The organism is Nonlabens sp. SY33080 (assembly GCF_011784885.1).
In the GTDB taxonomy this organism is placed as follows: Bacteria; Bacteroidota; Bacteroidia; order Flavobacteriales; family Flavobacteriaceae; genus Nonlabens; species Nonlabens tegetincola.
The window spans coordinates 2110995-2131142 of sequence record NZ_CP050461.1; the positions used below are offsets into that span (position 1 = coordinate 2110995).

The window sequence follows — 20148 nt, forward strand, 5'->3', positions numbered from 1 at the left end:
AATTATGAAATTATCAAGAGCTGCATCACGATACGCAAAAGCTATTCTTAATCTTGCGGTTGAGAAGAACGAGGCGGCTGCTGTGAATGATGACATGAAAACCATACTAGCCACGCTAGCAAACAATAAGGAGCTCAGCCAGTTTCTATCTAGTCCTTTAATTAAGATGGAGCAAAAACGTAATGCATTACGTCAAGTTTTTAAGGATTCGGGAGCGATAACTATGGGGTCATTTGATCTAATAGTGGACAATAAAAGAGCTGATATCCTTGCCGATGTTGCTACACGTTACATCTTCTTATTTGAAGAGATGAACAAGCGTGAGATTGCTACAGTCACGACTGCCGTAGAAATTACAGCAGACCTAGAAGCAAAAATACTTGCTAAGGCAACCGAACTTGCTGGTAAAGAGGTAACTTTAGAGAAAAAAATAGATTCATCTATACTAGGTGGTTTCATTTTAAGAGTAGGTGATAAGGAAATTAACGCTAGTGTTACAAACAAATTCAGTGCGTTAAAAAGAGAGTTTGCTCAATAAATAATAATATCTGTGGTTAGTTTGCTTTCGCAAAAGCGTACTTACTACAACTTAATAGAAAAGTAAAAACCGCAAGGTTTAAACATAGAATAAAAACAATAACATGGCAGAAGTAAATCCAGCAGAAGTATCTGCAATACTTAAGCAACAATTATCAGGATTTGATGCAACTGCATCTCTTGATGAAGTGGGAACTGTTCTTACTGTAGGTGACGGTATCGCACGTGTTTATGGTCTTTCAAACGCTCAATATGGAGAACTTGTTTCTTTTGAAACAGGAATGGAAGGAATCGTATTAAACCTTGAAGAGGATAACGTAGGTGTGGTACTTTTAGGCCCATCACAGGAAATCAAAGAAGGTGATACGGTAAAAAGAACACAACGTATTGCATCTATCAAAGTAGGTGAAGGTATTGTAGGTCGTGTGGTAAACACACTAGGTGAGCCTATAGATGGTAAAGGTGCTATTGAAGGTGACCTTTATGAAATGCCACTTGAGCGTAAAGCTCCTGGGGTTATCTATCGTCAACCTGTAAACGAACCAATGCAAACAGGTATTAAGTCAATTGATGCCATGATTCCTGTAGGTCGTGGACAGCGTGAGCTTGTAATTGGTGACCGTCAGACTGGTAAATCAACAGTATGTATTGATACAATCCTTAACCAAAAGGAGTTTTACGATGCTGGTGAGCCAGTATATTGTATTTATGTAGCTGTTGGTCAAAAGGCTTCTACAGTAGCTAACATTGCTAAGGTACTAGAAGATGCTGGTGCCCTAGCTTATACTACCATCGTTGCTGCAAATGCTTCTGATCCTGCTCCAATGCAGGTATATGCTCCATTTGCTGGTGCAGCAATAGGTGAGTACTTCCGTGATACAGGTCGTCCTGCTCTTATTGTATATGATGATTTATCTAAACAAGCTGTTGCATATCGTGAGGTATCTCTTTTATTACGTCGTCCACCAGGACGTGAGGCGTATCCAGGAGACGTTTTCTACCTACACTCTAGATTATTAGAGCGTGCTGCAAAAGTTATTGCAGATGATGATATCGCAAAAAATATGAATGACTTGCCAGAAAGTCTTAAGCCTATCGTAAAAGGTGGTGGTTCTCTTACTGCACTTCCTATTATTGAAACTCAGGCTGGTGACGTTTCTGCTTATATTCCTACAAACGTAATTTCGATTACTGACGGTCAGATTTTCTTAGAATCAGATTTATTTAACTCTGGTGTGCGTCCAGCAATTAACGTAGGTATTTCGGTATCTCGTGTAGGTGGTAGTGCACAGATTAAGTCTATGAAAAAAGTATCGGGTACTCTTAAGCTTGACCAAGCACAGTTCCGTGAACTAGAAGCATTTGCTAAGTTTGGTTCTGATCTTGATGCTGCTACACTTAACGTAATTGAAAAGGGTAGACGTAACGTAGAGATCTTAAAGCAAGCTCAAAACTCACCATATACGGTAGAAGATCAGGTTGCAATTATCTATGCTGGTTCAAAGAACTTGTTAAGAAATGTACCTGTAGAGAAAGTAAAAGAATTTGAAAGAGATTATTTAGAATTACTTAATGCAAAGCATAGAGATACTCTAGATACTCTTAAGGCTGGAAAATTAACTGATGAAGCTATTGACGTATTAACAGCAGTAGCAAAAGATCTTTCAGCACGTTACTAATAGAATAAAGAAAAAGAAACAAGAGAACCTCTCTTGTTTCTTTTCTCCTTATCTCTTTTCTTAATAAACTATGGCAAACCTAAAAGAAATAAGAAACAGAATATCCTCGGTATCTTCAACCATGCAAATTACTAGTGCAATGAAGATGGTGAGTGCAGCAAAGCTTAAAAAGGCCCAAGATGCCATTACAGCAATGCGTCCTTATTCTGATAAACTTACTGAAATGCTACAAAATTTAAGCGCTACGCTAGAAGGTGATTCTGCGAGTGCTTATTCTATTCAACGACCAGTTGAAAAGGCTTTAGTAGTAGCTATTACTTCTAATCGTGGTCTGGCTGGTGCTTTTAATTCAAACATCATAAAAGAGTTAGTTCGTTTGAATCAAGAAGAGCTTAATGGTGTGGCAGTTTCATACATGACGATAGGGAAGAAAGCAAACGACTTTGTAAGTAAGAACGACACAGTTCAATCTAACAAAAGTGATTTGTTTGACAACATTTCTTTTGAAAATGTCGCTGCAATTGCAGAAGAATTGATGGAGTTGTTCAAGAACGGAGACTTTGATAAAATCATCCTAGTTTATAACAGCTTTAAAAATGCGGCAACACAAATAGTAAGAACTGAAGATTTCTTACCACTTGCACCAGTAGCCAAAGACGAAGAAGCTATCGCTGCTCAAAAAGAGATGGATTACATCTTTGAGCCTTCTAAAGAAGAAATCATTGAGGAACTTATACCTAAATCACTAAAAACACAGCTTTATAAAGCAGTACGTGATTCATGGGCAAGTGAGCATGGTGCACGTATGACTGCAATGCACAAAGCTACAGATAACGCTACTGAACTTAGAGATCAGTTGAAATTAACTTATAACAAAGCTAGACAAGCGGCTATTACTAATGAGATTCTTGAAATCGTTGGTGGTGCAGAGGCATTGAATAACTAGTAAGTTTTTCTTTCATAATACAACTTAGGACCGCTCCCAATTTGGGAGCGGTTTCATTTTATTAAGGCTTAAATAGTCCAAATACGTGCATGAGTTTAAGAAACCTTATCTTTATGCCTATGGGATTTAAAAGATTGTTGCTTACGTTCAGCCTATGTTTGTTTTTCACCTTTAAACTTAGTTTTGCACAAATACAAGTAGGTGAGGATATCGTTGGACTGAGTTATAGTGAATCTTGTGGAAGTGCTGTTAGTTTATCTTCTAATGGAAAGATTATTGCTGTTGGATCTCCTGGAAATAGTGATAATGGAGATGTCTCTGGAATGGTAAGAATTTTTGAAAACAAATCTGGAAATTGGATTCAAATGGGGCAGACTATTTACGGTGAGTTTCCAAACGAATTAAGCGGTACTAATCTTTCTCTTTCTTCAGATGGTACTACCTTAGCAATAAGTAGCCATGGCCTCCGTCAGTTTATTTTTAATGCTGGAGCCGTAAGGGTTTTTAAATATATTCAAAATAGTTGGGTTCAGTATGGAAATACTATTTACGGTGAAAATAGAGGGTTTTTAAGTGGTTGGTCACTAGAACTTAATGATGACGGAACTATCGTTGCGATTGGAGCCCCATATAGTAATTATAATGGCACTAGTTCTGGGCATGTGACTGTTTATAAAATTGAATCTAATGTTTGGAGGAATATGGGTGAAAGAATTGTTGGAGCACAAGCATTTGATCAGTCAGGTGTAAGTCTAAGTTTATCCTCAGATGGAAATATCATCGCTATAGGCAGCGAATTAAATGATGCGGCTGGAAGCGCATCTGGACACGTCAGGGTTTTTCACTATATAAACAATATTTGGGTTCCTTATGGCGAAGAAATTAAAGGGAACTATCCAGGAGACTACTTTGGAACAAGTGTTTCATTGTCTTCAGACGGTAATATATTGGCAGTAGGAGCACGAACCGCTACTGTTAATGGAGAAAGCACGGGTCAAACTAGGGTTTTCAGGAAAACTATGAATGAATGGATTCAAATGGGTCAAAGTATTAATGGAAGCCATTCTGAATCTGGAAACGGTGGTAGTGTAAACTTATCTGAAAATGGAAATTTTTTGGTTATTGATGAAAGTTTCAATCAAGATGTTGCTTTTCGTGCAGGACTAGTAAAACTATATCGTTTTGAGAATGATAATTGGGTTCAAGTGGGTAATAATATTTACGGTAAATTCTCTAATGATTTTAACGGGTGGAGTACAAGCTTATCTTCAGATGGCTTGACTGTAGCGATTGGATCGCCATCTCGCAATTCAAGTTCAAATTCAAGCGAAAATGGCTATGCTAGAGTTTTCAAATTTAAAAGTTCAGCCGAAAACACTACGAGCTTTGATGTGATAGTAGATAATGATGGAGATGAATTATATCTTACATTTGACAATGATACTACGTTTAAAGAGTTACGATTGTTTGAAATGTCAGGAAAACTTGTTTACGAATCATTTGATCCTAGAATTACAACTACAAATTTGTCAACCGGAGTTTACATTCTACAAGCCGTTTTGAATACGGGAACTAAATCTAAAAAAATTATAATAGAATAAGTTCTTAAAAAATAGAATGATATTAATTAACTGCGATAAATGTTGTTCAAAGAACTCTTTTTACTATTATTTACTGGTTCTCCTATAAATAGGAAAAGTAGTTTTGATCTATCAGATAAAACGATAAGCGACCACATTAATTCCTTGTGTTCACAAAATGAAAGTTTTAAGAAGATGTTTACCACTCATCAACCCTTTACGGGTTTTATTCACGGCTATTATGGTAGGGAATTTACGTTGAGGCCAAAATCATCTGTTTTTAAAAAGAATTCCATAGGAGATTATGTGTTTGCATTGGGTAGAATTGAACCTGTCCATGACTATAAGTCAATTGTACAAGTGTCTTACCACAGAACTCGAAAAATTAGAGTTTCTTTTTATGCCATTTCTACATTCTTTTTGCTGCTCCTAGTTTATTGCGCTGTAAATTTCGAAATTGATGACACATTTGTTTATTTGGTATTGGCATTAATTGGATTATATGTGTTTTTCTTGCTGTTACTATTTGTTGGAATTTATAAACAAGTGACGTATATAAAAAAGCACTTAATGAATGGTTTGGATAGAATTAACTAGCAAGTAATAATTAAGATATTCAGCTGTATTTTGTGGATCGCATTTTCGGTTTTTTATAACACCAGTGCTCAAAGCCATATAGGAATTATCAAAGATGTAGATGGTTATACTCTTGTCCGAGAATCAGCTGAATTACAAACGAAAGTAAAAGACACACTTTATAATGGAGACTTCTTTGAGTTCTATGCAACGGACACAATAAATTGGTTTTATGTACAAACCTGGAAAAACAAAAACATATCAGGATTTGTTCATAAAAGCCGCATACAACCGGTTGAAGAACTTAGTGAACAATATCAAAAGGACCTTATCGAAAAGACTCTTAAAAACTATAAAGACCTTCGAGAAAAGGCAAACAAATCTTTAGCAACAAAAAACCAAATTCTCATTAAGGAATCATTTCAAAAAGCCGCTTTTTACAGCGACTCTAGATATAATTATGTTTTAGAATTTATACCTGAATACTTTAAGAACACTAAAGACATAGAGCTTCTTCATTTATTTATACAAACCATGATTGCAGACTCAAGTTCCGCTAACGAGTTAACTAGCGATGCCATCGCAATGTGTTTTATACACAATCCAAACATGGTGTATAAATCGGTTATGCGTATACAAGCAGTTGAGCATAGAAAGCAAATCGTTGATCATATACTTTTCGGCTTATCTAATTATTCAGCTTTAACTGTAACAAATTCTATTTCCAAAAAGGAGTTAGTTAAGTATAAAAATCTTTTGAATAGGTTATAGAGTTTATGGATTTGTATACAGGCTTAATAACAAAAACATTATTCATTTACTTTAATTTTAGTACGCTTTCGCGAAAGCGGAGTATCTAAAACATAAATTTTCAAAATAACCATGTAACATTTTAAAGAAGTTGCATCATAAGGGTGAATAACAATTAAAAACATCATTATGAAACGCATTATTCTTTTCGCTATAGCATTATTTATTTTTTCTCACAGCTATGCCCAAAACGCTATCAAAACCACCGTAAAAGGCTCTGGAAAACCTGTTCTACTTTTGCCTGGGTTTGCAAGTAATCATTCAGTTTGGGATTCTGTAGTAACCGAATTCATAGACCATAACGAATTACACTTAGTAGATTATGCTGGATTTGGTCAGATTCAAGCTGTTGACTCGTTGTGGTTACCTAGTGTTTTAAAGGAAATTAAATCCTACATAGCTCACAACAACACTGAAGAATGGACGGTTGTAGGTCATAGCATGGGTGGTACTATTGCCACTTGGTTAGCCGCTCAAGAAAACCTGAACATCAAACAAGTAGTGGTTATTGATGGATTGCCTGGCACCGCAGCGCTCATGTTCCCTGGCGTGGACCCTAGTACACTTATTTATGACAGCCCTTATAACAATCAAATGCTCGCTATGAGTGATCAACAGTTTAGTCAAATGGCAGTGATGATGGCCCAAGGAATGGCTGGCTCACCAGAACATCAAAACCTTATTGCCGAATCCATCACTAAGTGTGATCGTAAAACCTATGTTCATGGATATACCGATTATTTAAAGCTAGACGTACGTCCTTTACTCAAACAAATAACAGTTCCTGTGACTATTATTGCAGCAGGATTACCTTATGGAGTTGATGCGGCAACCCAAACTTATAAAAAACAGTACAGCAATCTAAAGAATTATGATTTTCACATTAAGGCAGATTCTAAGCATTTTATCATGTACGATGCTCCAGATTGGTTGAATGAGAAATTACACGCTATTTTAGACTTATGATAACCGACCAGCAAAGAGCATTTGAACAACTTTATCACAATAATGTAGACAAGGTTCACCGACTCTGTTTAGGTTACGTAAAAGGAAATCAACCACTAGCTACGGACTTACAACAAGAGGTTTTTATGAAAGTCTGGCAACACTGGAGCTCTTTCAAAGGAACAGCAAAACGTTCTACTTGGTTGTACCGTATTGCAGTAAATACCTGCTTGCAGTTTTTACGAGATAATAAAAATAAACTAACAGAGAGTTTAGATAATAAGATAGAACAAACAGTAGAAACTGCAGTAGATAAGGAACTTCAATATGCAACGCTTTACGCATGCATGAACAAGTTGAATAAGGTCAATAAATCCATTCTTTTATTAAAATTAGAAGAAGTGCCACAGCAGGAAATTGCAGCTATCGTAGGAATTAATCACAATGCTGTGCGCACTAGAATTAATAGAATTAAACAACAACTTACTAAATGTGTCAATCATGAAAACATTTGAAGAGATAACTAAAACCTGGCCGGATCAAAAATCCCAGCCTGATTCAAATATTACCACAAAAGCAACAAACACGCTAGCACAAATAAAACGAGGTCAACTCATCACCATTGCTGTACTTAGTATCACAGCTCTAACTTTAGTGGCGTATTTTGTTTATACAGCCACATCAAACGAGCCTTTATTTACTTCAGGACTTTTACTTATGATAGGTGTTATTTCAGTACGTATTGCGTTAGAGCTTAAATCTTCTAGACAATTTAAGCCTATTCATTTAACATTGAGCGCTCAAGAGTACACTCAATTGAATCGGGACCGACATCAATTGAGATTACAAATCCACCAGGTATGGACACCGGTACTACTTACACTGTACTGGGCAGGATTTGTTATGCTTATTCCTACTTTTAAAAAGTATTTAAGTGATTTTTGGTTTCAATATACCTGGATTTCAAGCATTCCTATTGCGATTGCAATGATTGTATTTATCGCTTACCAGATTAAAAAAGAAAAGCAAATGTTGAAAACGCTTCAAAGAGATTTAAAAGAGTTCTAATATTAATTCTTTATAAATGTTTTTAGTTTACAAACTAATAAAACAAGTTTTTAATATTAACTGTGGTTCAATAGAATTACGCGGCAATTACTTGTGGAGTATTTACTGGCATTTCTATTAAGGTTGCTGTATTAACATTGAAGCCTGAATTTACAGCGAATTGTGGCTGAGCAAACGAATTCACAACATTATACTGGTAGAATATTTGAGTAAGTTGAAGAGGTATGTTTAAAGCATCCTTTAATCCTAACTTTGAATCGTCAACGTGAACCCATCTATCTAATGCTTGTTCGTGCATTTTATTCATGATATGATTTCCATAATATTTCTTAAGTCTCAAAAAGATCTCGACATCAAATAACCATCTTGTCAAGAATGCTTGTTGATAGGCTAAAGGAATGATATCTCTTTTAAACACTTTGGCTCCGCATTGTGTGTCCTCTATTGATAAACCTAAAATAAAGAAGATGAACATTTTCACGATTTTAGAAAACAGTAATCTCAACGGGTTACGCTCGATAGTACCATTTCCTTTACCTCTGGAACCGTAAACCATTGTAAGCTCATCATTATTATGCAACGTATCTACCAACTTTTTAAAGTCTTTAAAGTCGGTAGATAAATCTGCATCAATGAAACCTATATAGTCAATATCCTCTCTGTTGTATAAGTATCTAGCACCTGAACGAACTGCAGCTGCTTTTCCAGCGTTCTTTTTAACATCAACAACACTTACTCGTTGAGGGCTGTTTTTACGAATACTATTCAAAACCTCTAGAGTGTTATCTTTACTTCCATCATTTACAAAGCATAAATGATAGTTTTCATGAGCTTGAATAAATTCAATAAAGGCTTGAACATCTAGTCTTTTTTCTTCATTGTAACACGGTATGATAATTCCAGTTTTCATAATATTTGAGCTTTAATTACGACCCAAAATTATCGGTGTAAGACACCTAATTTCGTTGAAATTCGCTGGTTGTCATTTAACTATAGACGAGTGGCAGTCGAGCGAGGATAAATGCCGATGGTTGGATAAATTCCTTGTTATATCTTTAGCATGTATAAAATGCAACCATTGAAATCATCTAAAAAGACCAATAAAATATTGATAGTAGCTTTATTCGTAGGGCTATTGTTTCATGGTTCTACGATATTTTATACTCTGGAAACTACCTATGATGCTCTTATTCATTTGTTTTTTGCAGAACACTACGCTAGTAATTGGTTTGAACCGTGGAACTTTAAGTGGTATACTGGTTTTACAGTAATGAGTTATCCACCATTGGTGCATCAATCTATAGCCTTGTTAAGTAATATTGGTGGATTGAAGTTTGGTATGTTTACTATTGCTATAGTAGGAGTTATCTTATTTATTACCGGTGTTTATCGATTCACCCTATTACTTACTTCAAACAGAAATTGTGCAGGTTACGCCGCGCTCCTAGCTGTTTTTTCTTCTTCATTTGTCGAAACACTACACATATTCGGTCAATTGCCTAGTATAGTTGGAATATCGGTACTTATGCATGCCCTACCAGAAATTTATTTATGGTTGAAAAATGGTAAAATCAAATATTTAATAACGAGCTTATCCTTAATCGCGGTTACCGTTACCTCACATCATGTCACACCGATTTTTGGGATGGTATTTTTTATTTTTCCATTAATCGGAATGGTCATTATGGACCATTCAAGAGATCGTGTTTCTACGTACAGACAAATCACTTTTAAGGTATTCCTAGTTAGCTTTTTTAAATTGTTTAAAAGGATAGTAGTATTTGGAGCTTGTTCTTTAGTAATTATAATAGGTTGTATTTTACCATATTGGATTAACACTAAAAATAATCCAATAACACAGGTTCCTATACCACATGGATCACGAGATAATTTTATAGAAATCACTTCTTCAGGACTTGTTTTCTTTTTAATTCCATGGGGTATTCTTCTGTTAATTCTACCTTATATATTCTATAGGTATTATAGTAAGCGCTATTTGTTTTTTGGTTTGTCTATTACTTTACTTACCATATTAGGAACAGGAGGAACTACTCCTATACCAAGAACGATATTGGGAGAAAACGCCTTTAATATTCTTACCTTAGATAGATTTACGTTATGGGCTTCCATAATGTCGTTGCCTATGTTGGGTGAGTTTGCCTATAGATTTATAAATGGTGATTTAAAAGAGTTGATCCAAAGTAAATTAGGTGCCGTTTATCATAGATTGAGCGGTGGTGTATTAGCTGGTTTAATCATTTTTTTCAGCATTTTTACAATAACTCTAGGAAACTTTAGGCCGTCGCAGCCGCCTAAAATTAAAATGCTACCCATAGTCAACTTTCTTGATCAAGATCAACACCATGAATGGAGGTATTTAACATTAGGATTTGGAGATCAAATGGCATGGCTATCTGCTCAAACAAATGCACTAACGGTTGATGGTAATTATCATTCTGCTCGCAGATTACCAGAGTTGACAACAAGACCCATAGAACGATTAGAAAATTCAAAGTTTAAAGGTGTAGAAGGTTTAGGCTCTTTACAACAATTTTTAACCGCTCCAGAAAAGTATCATTTGAAATACATTTTTTCTAATGATAAATTTTATGATCCAATGCTATATTTCAGTGGATGGCAAAGATTACAACAACTGGAAAACGGAATTATGGTTTGGGAAAAACTTAATGTTGCTCCATTACCAAAAATTTTACCTTTTCAAGATGTCGCACAATGGCAAAAATTGCTTTGGGGAATCATGCCTATATTGACAGTGCTTATTGCATTTGTGCTCAATTTTCACTTGCTTTTATTAAGATTGTTGAAATATAAAGAGGTCAGATTACCGGATTATTTAAAAGTACCTTTTACAATCAAAAACATACCTTGGAGTTTAATTGTACTACTACATATATGGTCAATAATTTTAGTAATCATCTCAATTATTGGTCTGTATTTATTATACATTAAAAATGATGCCCACCATAGTCCAGAGAATGTAAGTATAGCTTATTATGACGCTCTTGATTTCAAGGAATTTAAAAAGGCACATAGCTATATTGACGTAAAAAGTGAACTTTCCCTTGATCAATATATGCTAGAGGTTTCAGTATCTGACGGATTATTAAGTTCTTATGGTAAGCTAGACGAAATAGACACTCAAATTGTATCATCTACTGATAGCACAGCTATAGTTCAAGTCTTTACAAAATGGATCACTCCATTGAAGAAATTAGAAAAAACCATGATTATTTCTACAGTAAAACGTGATGGCAATTGGTACATTCAATTACAGGAAAAAGATCCAGACCTTCCTCCAGATCAATTTATAAGTGTTAATCAAACAGATTTTTATAATCAAGGAAGGCGCAAGGCAACGGTAGAAAAAACGTTTCACGAGGACGTACTTAAACAACCAGAACTTCAACTACTCAATAGCAAACTTGTTAAAAATGAAGGACAGTATTATTTACTTGGTGAGGTACAAAATATAGATAATGTTCCTGCAGATGTTGTTATAAATGGTACTATTTATGATAACAGCAATAAAGAGCTAGCTAGTTATAATGCTCAATACGATTTAAAACACAAACTGTTACCAAAAGAGATCAGTAGTTTCAAAATCAAGTTTGAAGGTATTGCCTGGCAAAATACCAAAGACAGTATTCCGTCAGGATTTGATCCAGACCATTATACACCTATTAATTTTGAAAGTGAACCGCAGGTTTTTAATCTTCAAGCTGCTGGTAATGTAGCGATAACTGATTTGTATAAAGCATTAACTATTAATGAGCTTCATATAAAGGGAGATAAATTGTCAGGCTCCTTATTCAATGCGGGCAATCAACAAGTAACAGTACCTCAACTACTATTATCCTATTATGATCAACATTCAAATCTAGTTTGGGTAGAACATCATTTTATTACTGATGCGATAAGACCGCAGCGCAAGTCAAATTTTGAAATTAAACTTACTGATCTCAAAGAATTAAAAACCATCAATTCAAACATGTCAAATTGCTATGTGAATGGATTACCCAATCCTAATTACCATACTGGTTATGATGACAAAGTTGAACATGAATTAATACCTACAAGCAATAGTGAAATCCTATATATTAAAATAGAGTTGAACAGTTATATAGGTAATCCTAATTAATGATTTTAAGAAACTCACATATCCTGATTATAATAGTGACTTTGCTTATGTCAAGCAAAGAACACCCGTATGTGGATCCTACATATCGATTGATAAACACAACTACTGAATATCTTGCAGGAGATAACATTGTCCTAGAAATAAGCGCCACCACTGATGACATTCCTTTACTTAAAATAATGGGAAATCAAGGCATTATTCTAATTAAGCCTTTAAAGAACGACGCCTATTTAAAATATCCAATACCTCAATTTATCTCAAATGAAGCAGGTGTATTATATTGGAAATTACTTCAAACTAATCTGGAAGGTAAACTTAAAATTCTACCTAAAAACATACATCATATTGAGAGTTATGTTGGTCCACCTACTTTAGAAGCTAGTAAGGATGATTTTACTATGATCACTATTCTTCCGGTTGATGAATTTGATAATCCTCAGTTGGACAATACTACAGTTACTCTTAAAAACTTTATGGACTTCAAAAAAGAGGAAAAAGATCTTATGATTAATAACCTTTTTACCTTTGATATTCTCAATGCTCCTACATCTACTGGTAAATTAATTACGACGGTCACATCGGGAAATGTATCCAGTAAGGAACACACGATTGATATAATGGCTGGTAGGGCTGTGGATTTTACGCTTTCGCGAAAGCGTAATCACCCATATGCAGATGGTAATCAAACACTACAACTCATTACCTCATCAATTACCGACCGTTATGGAAATACAGTTTCTGATGGAACGCTTGTTACTTTTTATATTCAAACAGAGCACGGAGCAACTAGACAAACCACTGCAACAACTATTAACGGAGTAGCAACAGCAAACCTACTTCATCCAGAAAAAGCCGAGTCATGGGAAGTACGTGCCCTAATCCCTAATATGGCCGTAAGCAATTATATGAAAATTGAATTTTTACCAGCTATCAAAGATTTTGATATTCAGATTACGGGTAGAAGTATAAGGGTCACCTCACTTACTAGTTTCCTAGGCCAAATCATTCCAGATGGATTTACAGTCGAGGCAATAATAGTTGGAAATGATAGCAACCATAACTTAAATAAAGGAACCTTAAATGGTGATGTTATATTTTATCTAGACCCAAATGTGTTTGAAAAAGGAGACTATGATATTAAAATTACAGCTGGTGGAGTCGTTAAACATCTTAAAAACGTAGCTATTGAATAACTTTAGCGTAAATATATTACGATCTGGACTGGTTTTACTTTACCTAGGACTTATAGCCTGTGTAATCCTAGCGATAGGAAGCGTATACAGTTATTTAAATACTGGGGCAGATCGCAATAAAATGCTACATACTGAACAGCTAGAACAACGCACTTATCGACCTATAATAACCTGGGATACAACAGCAGTAAAAGGTAGATCTGTGAATAAAACCATGCTTGCCACCATAGAGAAAGATTATTTAAACGCATGGCGTGTAAAAGCAAATGCTCTTAAAAATAACGACATTAACGGTGTTTCAGATTTTTACACAAAGCGCTCATTGGGCAAACTAAAATCTATTATCGACTATAATAGTAAAAACGGAACAACGGTTGAGATGACCACACTAGAGCATCATCCTAAAATAGAGTTTATGAGCGAGGATGGTCAAATTGTGGTTATATCAGATACCGAAGTACTTCAATATCAAAAAACGTATCAAGATAATCAGACAATCGATGAACAAAATACATCAAATGACTATAAGGTTGTGTTACTACTACAGGATGGTCACTGGCACATTAGGCATTTAGTTTCAACAGGCGTACGTTCTATAACCTCAAATTTTGAAACCTTACCACTGCACAGTAAAGTAAGAGGAATTAATTATTACCCTCAAAAATTTCCTTGGGATACCTTTAATGATAGTATTACCAAGGCCACTTTTGATTCAGATTTTAAGCTGCTTAAAAATCAAGGCATCAATACGATTAGAATTTTTATTGGGTATGAGGATTTTGGAAAAGAATACGTGCAAAGTAAGAAAGTTAATAAACTGCTCGAGCTATTAGATAGCGCTCATTCCAATGATCTAGACGTTTTGGTAACTCTATTTGACTTTTATGGTAATTATGATGTCGAAGACTGGACAATGACCACACAGCACTTAAATCAATTGATTCCACAAATAATGAATCACCCAGCTTTATTAGGTTATGACTTAAAAAACGAGCCAGATCTCGATTACGAAAACCGAAGTCGTTCCATGGTAGATTCGTGGCTTGAACAAATGATTTATCGTGTTAAATTACTAGACCAGGATCATCCAGTCACTATAGGTTGGTCAAATGCACAAGCTGCGACAGGATTAAGTGAACATGTAGACTTTGTTTCTTTTCATTATTATGAAGACCTAGATGAATTATCAAATAAGTGGGAAAAACTTTGTTCTCAACTCTCTGAAAAAGAAATTGTTATTACCGAATATGGATGGAGTTCTTATACAGGAATACTGGGTTTGAGTTCTAGTGAAAAAGAACAAGCAGAGTATCATAAAAAAGCCAACTCAATCCTGAAAGAGAAGAAAATTCCTGCTATGTCCTGGACTTTATATGATTTTAACCAAGTACCTGATAAGGTAACAGGAATATTGCCATGGCGTAGAAATCCTCAAAAATTCTATGGATTTATCGACGTCCATGGCAATAAGAAACCAACCTTTAAACATTTATCTAATTAACAACCTGTAAATGATTAACAGACTTAGATTCAGTCTGTAATTCATCAAAAACATCAACATATAATTGTGCAATCTTACTCATAGGATAAGCAGTTGCAGCCTCAAAATTTGAACGAGCTATAGCGCGACGGTGAGCATCGTTTGTAAGTAATACTTCAATGGCAGATGCTAAACTAGTAATGCTAGTAGGCTCAAAAAACTCACCTCTATAACCTTCTTCTTTAGTAAGTAGAGCTAGGTCTCCTAGATCAGGCATTACTACAGCCTTACCATAACTTCCTGCTTGATGCAGTACTCCAGAACTACCAGTAGTAGATGTATATGGGAATATAACGATATCGCTTTCGCGAAAGATTACAGGTACCTCATCCTCTTCTACATATCCAGTAAACGTTACCTTTTCAACGCTACTGTATTTCTTTTTAACACCTTCTAAATATCCAGGAACGTTTGGGTTATCAGTTCCTGCAACTATTATCTCAATATCTAAGTGAGTTCTTTCACGTACTAATTCTACAGCCTCGATCATGTTCTCTACCTTTTTGTAGGTTCCAAATTTCCCAAAGGTCATTACCTTCAACGCGCCAGTATTTGTATCGTAGCTAGGTTCTTGTTGAGGAGTTTCAAAAGTTCCATGAGGTATAAGCCTTACATTACTTGCGTTGTATTTCTCTTGTAAAATGGTTACATATTTCTGCATAGTAACGGCTACAACATCTGCTTGTAATATGAGTCTAGTAAGTAAAGAGCCTATTAAGTTATAAGCTTTCGTAAGGATAATGTTATTTGTAAAACCGGCACTAGATAAGTCTACTTCCTCAAGAATGTTATGCAGCAAGACAACTGTAGGTATTTTTTTTAGTTTACACATTAAGGGTAACATTAAACCTAATGCAGCAGCTACTTTTTTGTCTCCGAACTTCATAAATTGTAGGTTGAATAAAACCTGATCTGGATTAGTCTCGTTAATTGCTTTAGTAACCGATTTCAAGTTCCAGTAGCTATTGAAGGACCAACATTCTTTGACAGTTATGATGCAATCATCATTTTTAAAACTTAAATCTTTTTCTTCAACCGTGTGATCAGTTAATAATACAATCTCTGAAATTTTTTCATGATCACTTAAGCTTTTTACCAAATGAAAAGCATATTCATTTAGTGTGATTTTACTAGGAGGAAACGATGTTACGACTGCGATTTTCATTGATCTTTGTTTTTAATTTCTATACAAATATGCCTAGTTTTAAACGTGTTAATCAGTCAAAAACGATTGCACACTTATATGTGTAGACTAAATACCTGTTGGTGTAGATGAATGGTTTTGATCTGTTTTTGATTGGTAGAAGTATAATACTTGTCCAGTAAGAAGCACAACCATAGCTATTATTTGAACTAGTACAACTGTGTGAAGAGAATCATGAAACCAGTAAATCATTGCCACCTGCATCATTCCCATAATCCCAGAAATAATTACAGGAATATAATTTCCTAAGGATAAGAAGTAATACGAGAATATATTGGCGATTGCAAACAATGAGGTTGCCACAGCGTATTTCCACAACAATGGTGCTATTTCTAAATACTCATTACCAAACAGTAAGCTTACTATGGTTTCTGGTAAAAGGATAGTTCCAATTACAATTACCATACACAATAAGGTGATATAACTTACATATTTAGATAAAATCTGAGTTGTGTTTTTATTGTTTTTTTTCAGTTCGATTACTTTAGGAAGTAAGAGCATTACAAACATCCATGCCATGAAGTAAACTACTCGACCTATTAAAGCAAGGGAAGCATATAATCCAGCATCATAACTGTTGAAAAAATGCTTCACTAATAAAATATCGCTATTATTTATAATGATTTGAGTAAGTTCATAGAATAGAGTAACAATAAAAAAGTGTTTCACAGGTCGACTTAAAATCAGACTGGATTTAATTGACATTCTTTCAATGAAAGGCGTCAATTTGAAGGGGAAGAAACCTGCGATTAATGAAATCACGATTCCTATGGAAACACTTATTATGGGTTCTAATTTTGGTATGAATAATAGAAAACTGACAGTTAAAACTAACCTAGTTACCATTTCCAATTGATAGGTAATGGATAAAGGTTTGAATTGATTATTTCCTTGAAGAAAACCCCTATTTACACTCAATATAAAGTAAACAGGAACCGCTGTTCCAAAAATCACAAACATCATAGAACTTTGAGTTTGTAATGATTGTTGAAGCCACTTTGATAAGGTAATAATTATTGCACCGATGATAATACCGGTAATCACAGACAGTTTAAATATTGAATTGATGAATTTTGATAAATCAAAATATTCTAATAAAGCGCTAAATTTTGTGGTAACCAGCTGAAATGTCATGGCCAAAAAAGAAAGCACTAATAAAAAAGTAACGAGTACTGCTGCATCTGCAAATTGCGATGGCCCCAATAGCCTTCCCAGAATTAAATTATAAAAATAATTACCACCGTTCACCAAAAGAACACTTAACATAAATAATTGTTCTGAGGTAATTTTTTTTGATTTAAGGAAGGTACTGGCTAACATTTTATTTTTTTTAAATTATTGTTTTAAGCAGCTTGATTATCTCTATACTCGTTATAAATATCTTTGTAACCTCTACCAGAAATAGTGATATTACAATCAGTTCTTAGAGACAAAGAAAGTATAGTAAGTAGTGCAGCAACACCTGTTCTATCAATCAGTGATAGGTTATCTATATTGATATCAATAGAGTTCTCGAACCCTTGCAATAATTTTATATGATTTAATAATGGTTTTGCAGTGGTTAAATCAAGCACTCCAGTTAATTCATAAATCCCGTTTAATTTGTTAATTTGTAAAGACATAATATTGATATTTAAATGATTTTTATTTTTTATTCTCTACAAAGATGCTCTAGCTTAAAGGCTTAGATTGGTTATTTTCGTTTAATCGCATTTTACTGTAGACCAGTGGTAATTATCTTTAGTCTAACCCGATTTACCTATGATTTTATGAAAACGTATGTTTTAATTTCCTTTATAATAACATTGTTTTGTTGTAATAGACTCTATTCACAGGAAATGTCAGAAGGGTTTAAAATGCTAGAGAAAGGTCAATTTAGAGAAGCCCAAGTTTTTTTTAATCAGGTTTTACAGGATTTTCCTAACAACAAAACAGCAAAGCTTTGTTACGCTCGAGCTACCGGCCTTAATGATAACCCTAGATTAGCAAAGAATATGTTCGTTGATTTACTGGATGAATATCCCAATGATTTTGAAATTAAACTTAATTATGCCGAGTCTCTTCTTTGGAACAAAGAGTTTCAACAAGCGAAAGAATACTACGAGAAATTACTAGGATCCCAACCGAATAGTTTTCCAGCTGTATTAGGATATTCAAATACTCTTTCAAATCTAAAATTATATGATCAAGCTATTATTTATATAAATAAAGCTCTTGAATTAGAACCCAATAATGCCAATGCTCTTACCTCTAAAAAGTACATACATTTAGGATATTCAGATTCTCTAGTAAAAAACCAAAAAACTCAAGCAGCTATAAATACCTTGAATGAAGTAAATAAATTAATAAAGGAGGATGCTGAATTACTCCAGGTGCTAGCTAATACCTACTTGATCTCAGAAAAAATAGATAGTGCATTTATTACTTATAAGAGAATAAATAAAACAAGAACTGACAGTATTATTTCATTAAACGGTATTGCCCTAGTACAACATCTAAAGAATCAGGATAAAAAAGCTTTAAAAACAGCTTCAAAATCATTAAGCCTGATAACTTTAAATATTGAACCCAACACAGTTGCAAGAACACATGAACGGTATGTGCAAGCTCTTATATGGAACTCCAAGTATAAAAAAGCAAGTGATAAAATTGAAATGCTTTTAAACGATTATGGTAATGAAAACTGGATACTAGCATTAAGAGCTACTAACAATGTTTATAAAAGTAATTTTAAATCAAGTATCAAAGACTACGATAAAATTTTAAATAATGATTCATTATCGTTTGACGGTAATCTAGGTAAAGCAAACTCATTAAAAGCTTTAGGCCTTTACCAACAAGCCTACCTTAAAGGAATTCAAACATTAGACATTTTTAATCAACAAAAAGACGTTACTAAGTTTCTAAAAAATATAGATCAAAGTTTTACTCCATACTTAAATATCAAACCTAGCTATAGCTTTGATAATGGTGAAAATGAGGCGTATAGTTCACAACTCACACTAAAAGTTCCTATGAGTGCAAAATGGGAATTACTAGCAGATTATACTTATAGAAATACAAATAATGATTTGTTATCTACTACAGCAACCGCACACTCATTCCAAATAGGATCTAAATACACGATAATTCCAAAAATTGATTTAAAAGGGTTGTTGGGTGTCATTAACACTAATAGTGAGAATACTAACCAAAGTCAGGTTGTCACAAACCTCTCACTCAATATTAACGCACTCAAATTACAATCCTTATCATTAGGTTATCAACGCACTCTGGAAAGTTTCAATGCAGCTTTACTAGATAGACAATTGATTCAAAACAACTATTATGTAAACTATAATCTAAGTACCAATTTCAACTTAGGATGGTTTACTCAATATTATTATACCTCGCAGAACGATAATAATACTCGTAATTTGCTTTTTACCTCATTATATTATAACATTTTCAAAAAACCTGTTCTTAAAGCCGGTGTAAACTACCAATATATAAGCTTTAAAAATCAAGTGCCTACCACATATTTTAGCCCTAGCAGTTTTAATGCTGTAGAAATTTTCTTAAACCTTAATAGAGATCTTAATTCGATTAAGATCAATCAATGGTATTACGACATTAATCTTGCTACAGGTTTACAAGTCATAGAAGACAATCCTAGTCAATCTACTTATCGTGTACAGGCCAAATTGGGTTACAAATTGTCAGATCGAGCTTTTATTGATTTATATGGATTGCAAAGTAATATTGCGTCAACAACCACCGCTGGTTTTACGTTTACTGAATTTGGTTTGAACCTTAGATGGTACATTACAAAAAGACCACTATTTAATTTTTCAGAAGCAAAAAAAATGGACTAAAAAAAGGCTAAGATTACTCCAAGCCTTTTTTCTGTCTTCCCTCGCTTTGCTCGGTCG

Annotated in this window: 17 protein-coding genes; 13 read left to right on the forward strand and 4 right to left on the reverse strand. The window is 34.3% G+C overall.

The genetic code is table 11. The features are described 5' to 3' along the window. Positions 1-4 precede the first annotated feature (4 nt). The 9 genes from atpH to HCN53_RS09515 all read left to right on the forward strand — a co-directional run bounded on the left by atpH (position 5) and on the right by HCN53_RS09515 (position 8141). Positions 5-538 carry an ATP synthase F1 subunit delta gene (atpH, locus tag HCN53_RS09475; protein WP_167342796.1) on the forward strand — a complete coding sequence of 178 codons (534 nt, stop codon included), beginning with the start codon at positions 5-7 and terminating at the stop codon, positions 536-538. A gap of 103 nt (positions 539-641) precedes the next feature. Beyond that, a complete protein-coding gene (atpA, locus tag HCN53_RS09480; protein WP_042276664.1) occupies positions 642-2216 on the forward strand; it encodes a F0F1 ATP synthase subunit alpha in 1575 nt (524 codons plus the stop codon). A gap of 70 nt (positions 2217-2286) precedes the next feature. Next, complete coding sequence (gene atpG, locus HCN53_RS09485) at positions 2287-3162, forward strand: ATP synthase F1 subunit gamma (RefSeq protein WP_167342797.1); 876 nt, start codon at positions 2287-2289, stop codon at positions 3160-3162. A gap of 89 nt (positions 3163-3251) precedes the next feature. Further along, positions 3252-4763 (forward strand): T9SS type A sorting domain-containing protein, encoded by a 1512-nt coding sequence (locus HCN53_RS09490; RefSeq protein ID WP_167342798.1) that lies wholly within the window; start codon positions 3252-3254, stop codon positions 4761-4763. Positions 4764-4802: 39 nt separating this feature from the next. Next, positions 4803-5339, forward strand: a complete 537-nt coding sequence (locus tag HCN53_RS09495) for a hypothetical protein (protein ID WP_167342799.1) — start codon at positions 4803-4805, stop codon at positions 5337-5339. 30 nt (positions 5340-5369) lie between these two features. Beyond that, positions 5370-6089 (forward strand): SH3 domain-containing protein, encoded by a 720-nt coding sequence (locus HCN53_RS09500; protein ID WP_167342800.1) that lies wholly within the window; start codon positions 5370-5372, stop codon positions 6087-6089. A gap of 168 nt (positions 6090-6257) precedes the next feature. Beyond that, positions 6258-7094, forward strand: a complete 837-nt coding sequence (locus tag HCN53_RS09505; protein WP_167342801.1) for an alpha/beta fold hydrolase — start codon at positions 6258-6260, stop codon at positions 7092-7094. Further along, on the forward strand, positions 7091-7588 hold the full coding sequence (locus tag HCN53_RS09510; RefSeq protein ID WP_167342802.1) for an RNA polymerase sigma factor: 498 nt from the start codon (positions 7091-7093) through the stop codon (positions 7586-7588). The genes HCN53_RS09505 and HCN53_RS09510 overlap by 4 nt, the downstream gene beginning before the upstream one ends. Beyond that, on the forward strand, positions 7575-8141 hold the full coding sequence (locus tag HCN53_RS09515) for a hypothetical protein (protein ID WP_167342803.1): 567 nt from the start codon (positions 7575-7577) through the stop codon (positions 8139-8141). Before HCN53_RS09510 ends, HCN53_RS09515 begins: the two co-directional genes overlap by 14 nt. 76 nt (positions 8142-8217) lie before the next feature. Here HCN53_RS09515 and HCN53_RS09520 read toward each other — a convergent pair whose 3' ends face one another. After that, a complete protein-coding gene (locus HCN53_RS09520) occupies positions 8218-9051 on the reverse strand; it encodes a dolichyl-phosphate beta-glucosyltransferase (RefSeq protein ID WP_167342804.1) in 834 nt (277 codons plus the stop codon). Between the two features lie 159 nt (positions 9052-9210). Here HCN53_RS09520 and HCN53_RS09525 point away from each other — a divergent pair, with 159 nt between their 5' ends. Genes HCN53_RS09525 through HCN53_RS09535 form a run of 3 tightly spaced genes read left to right on the forward strand, consistent with a single transcriptional unit; the run spans position 9211 to position 14994 of the window. Then, complete coding sequence (locus tag HCN53_RS09525; RefSeq protein ID WP_167342805.1) at positions 9211-12300, forward strand: hypothetical protein; 3090 nt, start codon at positions 9211-9213, stop codon at positions 12298-12300. 47 nt (positions 12301-12347) lie between these two features. Next, entirely contained in the window at positions 12348-13493 is a 1146-nt protein-coding gene (locus HCN53_RS09530; protein ID WP_167342806.1) for a hypothetical protein, read from the forward strand. After that, positions 13486-14994, forward strand: a complete 1509-nt coding sequence (locus HCN53_RS09535; RefSeq protein WP_167342807.1) for a glycosyl hydrolase — start codon at positions 13486-13488, stop codon at positions 14992-14994. Before HCN53_RS09530 ends, HCN53_RS09535 begins: the two co-directional genes overlap by 8 nt. Here the strand turns inward: HCN53_RS09535 and HCN53_RS09540 are convergent. From HCN53_RS09540 to HCN53_RS09550, 3 genes are all read right to left on the reverse strand, one after another. Further along, complete coding sequence (locus HCN53_RS09540; RefSeq protein WP_167342808.1) at positions 14987-16198, reverse strand: glycosyltransferase; 1212 nt, start codon at positions 16196-16198, stop codon at positions 14987-14989. The two genes, HCN53_RS09535 and HCN53_RS09540, sit on opposite strands and share 8 nt — an antisense overlap. A gap of 87 nt (positions 16199-16285) precedes the next feature. Next, a complete protein-coding gene (locus HCN53_RS09545; protein ID WP_167342809.1) occupies positions 16286-17557 on the reverse strand; it encodes an oligosaccharide flippase family protein in 1272 nt (423 codons plus the stop codon). 23 nt (positions 17558-17580) lie between these two features. Beyond that, positions 17581-17859: a hypothetical protein gene (locus tag HCN53_RS09550; RefSeq protein WP_085775480.1), complete on the reverse strand. Its 279-nt coding sequence runs from the start codon at positions 17857-17859 to the stop codon at positions 17581-17583. A gap of 147 nt (positions 17860-18006) precedes the next feature. Between HCN53_RS09550 and HCN53_RS09555 the strand changes: the two genes are divergently transcribed. After that, positions 18007-20091, forward strand: a complete 2085-nt coding sequence (locus HCN53_RS09555) for a tetratricopeptide repeat protein (protein WP_240919346.1) — start codon at positions 18007-18009, stop codon at positions 20089-20091. Positions 20092-20148 lie beyond the last annotated feature (57 nt).